Origin of the sequence: Winogradskyella sp. (assembly GCF_025210595.1) — a bacterium.
Classification (GTDB): domain Bacteria; phylum Bacteroidota; class Bacteroidia; order Flavobacteriales; family Flavobacteriaceae; genus Winogradskyella.
Genome location: NZ_JAOARH010000044.1, coordinates 69,649 through 76,695 on the forward strand (window position 1 = coordinate 69,649; position 7,047 = coordinate 76,695).

9 protein-coding genes are annotated in these 7,047 nt (G+C 30.6%); 6 read left to right on the plus strand and 3 right to left on the minus strand.

Annotated features, from left to right (window positions below):
- The first annotated feature begins 159 nt into the window (after positions 1-159).
- Complete coding sequence (locus N4A42_RS04805) at positions 160-837, plus strand: DUF2461 domain-containing protein (protein ID WP_294070672.1); 678 nt, start codon at positions 160-162, stop codon at positions 835-837.
- Here N4A42_RS04805 and N4A42_RS04810 read toward each other — a convergent pair.
- A complete protein-coding gene (locus N4A42_RS04810; RefSeq protein ID WP_294070674.1) occupies positions 834-1,250 on the minus strand; it encodes a glyoxalase in 417 nt (138 codons plus the stop codon). The genes N4A42_RS04805 and N4A42_RS04810 overlap by 4 nt on opposite strands.
- 179 nt (positions 1,251-1,429) lie before the next feature.
- Here N4A42_RS04810 and N4A42_RS04815 point away from each other — a divergent pair, with 179 nt between their 5' ends.
- Both N4A42_RS04815 and N4A42_RS04820 read left to right on the plus strand, forming a co-directional pair.
- Complete coding sequence (locus N4A42_RS04815) at positions 1,430-2,323, plus strand: DUF72 domain-containing protein (RefSeq protein ID WP_294070677.1); 894 nt, start codon at positions 1,430-1,432, stop codon at positions 2,321-2,323.
- 50 nt (positions 2,324-2,373) lie between these two features.
- The gene (locus tag N4A42_RS04820) at positions 2,374-2,760 is read left to right on the plus strand and encodes a hotdog domain-containing protein (protein ID WP_294070680.1); all 387 of its coding nucleotides are present in this window, start codon (positions 2,374-2,376) and stop codon (positions 2,758-2,760) included.
- A gap of 60 nt (positions 2,761-2,820) precedes the next feature.
- Here N4A42_RS04820 and N4A42_RS04825 read toward each other — a convergent pair whose 3' ends face one another.
- Complete coding sequence (locus N4A42_RS04825; RefSeq protein WP_294070683.1) at positions 2,821-3,387, minus strand: biopolymer transporter ExbD; 567 nt, start codon at positions 3,385-3,387, stop codon at positions 2,821-2,823.
- Positions 3,388-3,522: 135 nt separating this feature from the next.
- Here N4A42_RS04825 and N4A42_RS04830 point away from each other — a divergent pair, with 135 nt between their 5' ends.
- Both N4A42_RS04830 and N4A42_RS04835 read left to right on the plus strand, forming a co-directional pair.
- Complete coding sequence (locus tag N4A42_RS04830; RefSeq protein ID WP_294070686.1) at positions 3,523-5,031, plus strand: DEAD/DEAH box helicase family protein; 1,509 nt, start codon at positions 3,523-3,525, stop codon at positions 5,029-5,031.
- Between the two features lie 100 nt (positions 5,032-5,131).
- Positions 5,132-5,872 carry a hypothetical protein gene (locus tag N4A42_RS04835; protein ID WP_294070689.1) on the plus strand — a complete coding sequence of 247 codons (741 nt, stop codon included), beginning with the start codon at positions 5,132-5,134 and terminating at the stop codon, positions 5,870-5,872.
- Here the strand turns inward: N4A42_RS04835 and N4A42_RS04840 are convergent.
- Positions 5,862-6,422 (minus strand): pseudouridine synthase, encoded by a 561-nt coding sequence (locus N4A42_RS04840; protein WP_294070692.1) that lies wholly within the window; start codon positions 6,420-6,422, stop codon positions 5,862-5,864. The genes N4A42_RS04835 and N4A42_RS04840 overlap by 11 nt on opposite strands.
- A gap of 119 nt (positions 6,423-6,541) precedes the next feature.
- Between N4A42_RS04840 and N4A42_RS04845 the strand changes: the two genes are divergently transcribed.
- Positions 6,542-7,047, plus strand: a 506-nt coding sequence (locus N4A42_RS04845) for a GTP-binding protein (RefSeq protein ID WP_294070695.1), incomplete at its 3' end; no start/stop codon positions are given.

Here is a 7,047-nt window from a genome sequence, read left to right on the forward strand (position 1 = left end):
TGTGTTTTTTAAAAGTTTTGCATTATACAGAAAAATATGTCAACATACAAGTTTATTTCAAACTATTATATGTAGAATTTTTAACAAAAACAGGATTAACGTATTTTAATAATATGAAAGAAATGATTTTTATATTTTTATAACAAATAAAACTGCATTATGAATACTTATATACCTAAAGAAACGCTTACATTTTTTAAAAAATTAGCAAAGAATAACAATAGAGATTGGTTTAACGAAAATAAGCCAGAATTTAAGACTATTGAAGCTAAAATTAAAGGAGCATATAATCATTTAGGTGAATTAATGAATGCTCATGATCAGATAGAAAAAATTAAAATATTCAGAATTTATAGAGATGTACGTTTTTCTAAAAATAAATTACCATACAAAACTCATTTTGGTGGTTCATTTGCAAGAAAAAAACCTGAGTTAAGAGGTGGGTATTATTTGCATATTCAGCCTAATGACGAATCTTTTATCGCTACAGGCTTTTGGGAGCCCAATAAAGAAGATTTATTTAGAATAAGAAAAGAGTTTGAAATGGATGATAGCGAAATGCGTGCTATTCTCAATGATAAAAATTTTAAAGCGACTTGGGGAGGATTTGTTGGTGATGCGTTAAAAACAGCTCCAAAAGGTTTTGACAAGGAACATCCTGCTATTGACTTAATCCGTAGAAAGCAATTTATTTTCACTAAAAAATATAGCGATAAAGAAGTCCTTTCAGATAATTTTATAGAAGATGTTAATGAGGCTTTTAAAACTATACGTCCTTATTTTGATTATATGAGCGATGTGCTCACAACAAATCTTAATGGTGAATCGTTGCTTTAAACAGCTTGCAAAACATCAGGTTTGGTAAAAACCTGAATGCTATCAATTAAACGCTCTTTCACAATATTCATCATGCGTTTGTTAAGGGCAGATGAATTTTGTATATATGTAGCATATTCTTCAACAGTAAATAGCCCAATAATCATGCCTTTTACAGAGTTTCTAAACTTCATGTCTTTATGTATGGCATTATCAATGTATGCTAATTGTTTAGATAAACTCAATTCGTAGAAAACATTCTTATGTTTTTTTATATAATTCCTTAAAACCGCTATAAATAAATCATGTTGCATTTTTATAATAGGTCGCAGTGTTTTGTTCTGAAATAACTCGTCAGAACTCATGGAATCATAAATTTTTGCAGAAGGAATAACAGGTCTAATAGCTTGTAAATGTTCCGATCGGGTTGCCATGGCTAAGTATTTAGGATTAATCTGAAATTAAATTTAAGTATTAACTCAAATCATAAACTACAAGCCTAATTATGTTGTTAACGGTGTTATTAACATTTCAGATTTCAACATATAGAAAAGCAATGCTGCTTGCATTAATTGAAAGGTATTATATTTTATCTTTGATGAAAACAAAAGCTATGAAATTTGGAAGCGTAGATCATCCTGAAAATATAGATTTCACTTTACCTTCAGATCATCCTAATACTTTAAAAACACTACAAAAAAAGCCTTCAGATAGTACAAATGTTTTTGTAGGTTGTGCTAAGTGGAATAGAGCAGATTTAAAAGGCTTTTATCCCAGAGGTACAAAAGACGAGTTAGAATATTATTCACGTCGGTTTAATTCAATAGAACTTAATGCAACATTTTATAGAATTTTTCCGCCAGAACAGTTTGAAAAATGGTATGATAAAACACCAGACAATTTTAAGTTTTTTCCTAAGTTAAACCAAGAAATCAGTCATTGGAAACGTCTTAATGATGAAATAGCTCCTGTTGTAGACAATTATCTTTATAGTGCAGTTAATCTTAAAGAAAAGTTGGGTTGTATCTTTTTGCAAATGCATAATAATTTTGCGCCAAAAGATTTTGATCGCGTTATCAATTTTGTAGAAGGTTGGCCTAAAGAAATTCCTTTAGCAGTAGAATTTAGGCATACTGGTTGGTATAACGATGAGGCAATTGCAGAAGATTTATATCAACTTTTAGAAGATAATAACATCTCTAATATTATAGTAGATAGTGCTGGTAGACGCGATATAATGCATATGCGTTTAACAAATTCTAGAGCTTTTGTACGCTACGTTGGTGCAAATCATCCAACGGATTATACACGTTTAGATGAATGGGTACAACGCTTAAAACATTGGAAAGATAACGGCATTGAAGAAATAGATTTCTTTGTTCATCAAAATATTGAAAAAGAATCACCATTGCTTTCAGCATATTTAATAAAAAAACTTAATACTGAATTAGGAACAGATTTAAAAATTCCTAATGATGATTCTAATGGACAACAAACGTTACTCTAATATTCAATTTAAAAGTTAAACAACTAAACAATAAAACAAATAAACATTAAATGAGATTTCACACACGCAAATGGGTAAAACCCGAAGATTTAAATCCTAATGGAACCCTTTTTGGAGGTGAATTACTAGCTTGGATTGATGAAGAAGTTGCATTATATACCATTATACAACTCGAAAATTCTAAGATAGTTACCAAATACATGTCTGAGATTAATTTTATGGCATCTGCAAGGCAAGGAGATATTATTGAGATTGGTATTGAGGTAATTAAATTTGGTAGAACATCACTAACTATGAAATGTGAGGCCAGAAATAAAATGACCAGAGAAACTATACTAACAGTAGAAAATATTACTATGGTAAATTTGGGTGATGATGGCAAACCAAAACCTCATGGTAAAACTCAAGTAGAATTTGTAAAAGACAGATTAAAATAATTTTTTTCAATTAGGCTATCTTTAATTTTAACCAAAAGGTTTTGATAAAAAGTATAAACTTTAATTACGCTTAACCTTAACTTCCGAAACTATAAAAGGATAAGCCTGTTTTACAATTTTAAATTCTTTATCTGTAATTTGCTCTGGTGTTTTATTAAACTTTTCTTTAATGTAACGTTGGCGCAAATCATAATAGGCTTTAGTAATTTCATCTTGTACAGAAATAAATAAATAGTATTTAGTTAAAGCATCGTGGCTTAAGGATATTACAGCTTCTTTGGGATGATCTGATGATGTTGTTAGTTTTTCACCATAACAATAATCGCAGTCTAATGCACCATTGTTATCCACAAAAGCTTTAACGATTTGTTCTACGTCTTCAAGCTTTACTACTTTGTCTTCAATAAAAATTTCCTGATTGCTATTCAAATTTATTCTCAGAATATTTCGTTCATTAATGTCCTTTATACAATCTTCAATGTTTGGACAATCGCTAGGTAATTGTCTTAAAATACCCTTATCAGCTGAGATGGTCGTTGTTACTAAAAAGAAAATGAGTAACAGAAATGCAATGTCTGCCATAGAACCTGCGTTGACCGTCGCAGGATGTCTTCTAAATGATTTCATAATGTAATTATTTAAATGTTAATGCTTTGTTAAGTGCAATAACGATACCAATCTTGTTAAAGGTTATTAACAATTCATTCAAAAAACCCTTACAATATGCTATTTTTGCAAAATTAAGCTCGAGCGAATAATTATATGCCTACAAACGCTATTAAAGAAACTACAACAGAAAAACGACTTTACGATTATCAGATCAAAGATTTGAATCGCATTTTTGATGTGATGGCTGAAGAGTCAGATGATTTTAACCTGCTTTATCAATTGCCAACAGGTGGTGGAAAAACAGTTATTTTCTCTGAAATTGTTAGACGTTTTATTGAAAAGCATAACAAAAAAGTTGTAATTCTTACTCATAGAATAGAGTTGTGTAAGCAAACCTCAAGTGTACTATCTGGCTTTAATGTAAAAAATAAAGTTATTAATAGTAAGGTAAAAACACTACCAGACCAAGACGAGTACAAATGTTTTGTTGCAATGGTAGAAACCTTAAATAACCGTTTGTCTGATAACGATTTTGAGCTAAAAAATGTTGGTTTAGTCATTATTGACGAGGCGCATTACAATTCTTTCAGAAAACTATTCAAATTCTTTGAACACTGTTTTATACTTGGTGTTACTGCTACGCCATTAAGTAGCAATATTAAATTACCAATGAAAGACAATTACGATAAGTTAATTGTTGGTGATGATATTTCTACTCTTATACAAAACGGGTTTTTGGCAAGTGCAGAACTGTATCATTACGATGTAGGCTTAACTACATTAAAAATTGGTATTAATGGAGATTATACCGTAAAATCTTCTGAAGCTTTATATACTAACAGCTTAATGCAAACTAAACTGTTGTCTGCTTATGAAGAATTAGCAAAAGGGAAGAAAACTTTGATTTTCAATAATGGTATCTATACTTCTAAAGAAGTATATTATACGTTTAAGAAAGCAGGATATAATGTAAGGCACTTAGATAATACGGCAAGCAAACAAGAGCGAAAAGATATTTTAAAGTGGTTTAACCAAACACCAGATGCTGTTTTATCCTCAGTAAGTATCTTAACCACTGGTTTTGATGAGCCTTCCGTTGAATCTATTATACTCAATAGAGCAACACGTTCATTAACACTATACTTCCAAATGATTGGTCGTGGTAGCCGTATTTTTAAAGATAGAACAACGTTTCAGGTTATAGATTTAGGTAATAATGTAGCACGTTTTGGGCCTTGGAGCCAGCCTGTAGATTGGCAACATATTTTTAAATATCCAGACCTTTACTTAGAAAATATTATAGACGATGAATCTCTAGAGCGTGATTTTGTGTATGTAATGCCAGATACATTAAAAGAAAAATTTAAAAATTCTGAAGCTTTAGAGTTTGATGTTAAAACAGAATATAAGGATGTTGTTGGTTCTGGTAAAAAATCCTTTACAGTTATAGAGCGTTCTATAGCTCAGCACTCTAAAATCTGTATAGAGAACAGCGAAGATGTATATGACGCTAGAGATTTAGCAAAATTATTACATGATGATATATCTTATCGTATTAAGCAATATTGCTATTGTATAATGAATAGTACCCAAAACTACAAAGATTGGCTTTTTGAAGAATATAACAGAAAGCTACGCATTAGCTTTAATGGTAAGTTTTAACGTTTTTTTGTAAGGAATTGCACTATTATACGTTTATTTTTGAAGAAGGTACGGTTTTTGTACCACAAGTTTAGAAACAAAAACTAGTCTAATAATCTAAGTGAAAATTTTCAAACTTATATTACTTATAGTATTTGTACTGCCTGGTACAATAGCCTTTGCTCAAGTCAATGACAATGAGAAAAAGTCCATTCGCATACCTGCAGAACCTTCAAAAACCAAAAAAGACACTTTACCTGTAAAAATAAAAGTAGCTCCTAAGCTTGATAAAAAAGACGATAAAGCTACTGGCAAATCTAAAGAGGAAAAGAAATTCATTATTAAAAAATCGGATAGACCTTTTTCAATGACAGATGAAGATGGTCTTAAAAGTCCTGCAGAGATTTTTGAAAAACGTTGGAATAAAGACCTAGAAAAAGGTGGAGTTATTAGAACCATGTCTGACCAATTTTTGGGAGAGCATAATGTAGATACCAAATTTGTAAATATTGTTTGTAGAGATCATGAATATCCTGATGGTGATCGTGTAAGAATCTATATTAATGGTATTATAGTTAAGCCAAATTTAGTACTTACAAGCAGTTATAGAAGGGTGGAAGTAGATTTAATACAAGGAAAAAACACTATAGAAATTGAAGCTTTAAATCAAGGTGAGTCTGGTCCAAATACTGCTGAGTTTATAGTTTATGATGATCAAGGTAAAGTGATTTCTTCTAAGGAATGGAATTTGCTTACTGGAGTTAAAGCAATTATTGTTTTTAATAACGAAAAAGTAGTTATTAAAGAAAAGACTGAAGAAGAGAAAAAAGAAAGCGAAGGAGATGAAGCTTCTAATAACTAATTTCTAAAATCTCACCTGGTTTCATGTTCTCTAGCTTATAATCACCAATACGCACTCTTACTAATCGTAATGTAGGAAATCCAACTTTTGCTGTCATTTTACGTACTTGCCTAAACTTTCCTTCGGTTATAGTAATTTTTAGCCAAGATGTAGAACCATGCTTATCATCTCTAACAAATCGATCATAAATATGAGATGTATTATGTAATAATTCGGCATTACATGATTTGGTTGTATATGCTTTACCATTCACGGAAATTTCAACACCCTTTTTCAATTTAGCAATAGCATCTTCTGTTATCTTGCCATCTACCATAACATGGTATTCTTTTTCAATCTTAGAGCTAGTAATATAATTGCTAAATTTTCCATCTGTAGTCAATAATAATAAACCTTCAGATTTTTCATCAAGGCGACCCACAGCCATAGTGTCTTTAGTAAGTTGAAATAAATCACTCAGAAGTTTTTTGTTTTTCCTTCTATTCTGATTATTCACAAATTGACTTAAATAACCGTAGGGTTTGTATATTTTATAGTAGTTCTTTTTCATTAGATACAAATTAAAAACATTTCTCAAAACCTAACTAATATCATGTTTTTTCTTTTAAAGTAAGGCTACCTTTAAGGTGATAATTTACAAGGAGTTCTAATTACTAAATAAAAACACGTATGAAAGTATTTGATAACAAACACATCAAAAATGTGGCATTTGTTGGTGCGCATCGCTCTGGCAAAACCACATTATCTGAAACCATGCTTTTTGAGGCTGGATTAATTCAGAGAAGAGGTACAGTAGAGCAACAAAATACAGTTTCGGATTACCATGAATTTGAGCACCATAGAGGTGCTTCTGTTTTTGCAACACCTTTGCATACAGAATGGAGAAATTATAAAATCAATATTATAGATACGCCAGGTTTAGACGATTTTATAGGAGAAATAATGTCATCTATTAGAGTTGCAGATACTATTGTAACTGTAATTAATGCAAAACACGGAGCAGATATAGGTACAGAAATCATCTGGAACTACGTCGATAAATATCATAAGCCAACACTTTTTGTAATCAATAAAATTGATAGTGAAAAAGCTAATTTTGAGAAGAGTTATACAAGTCTTAAAGAACTGGTAGGTAGCAATGCTGTTTTAGTACAATATCCTATAACAATAGATGG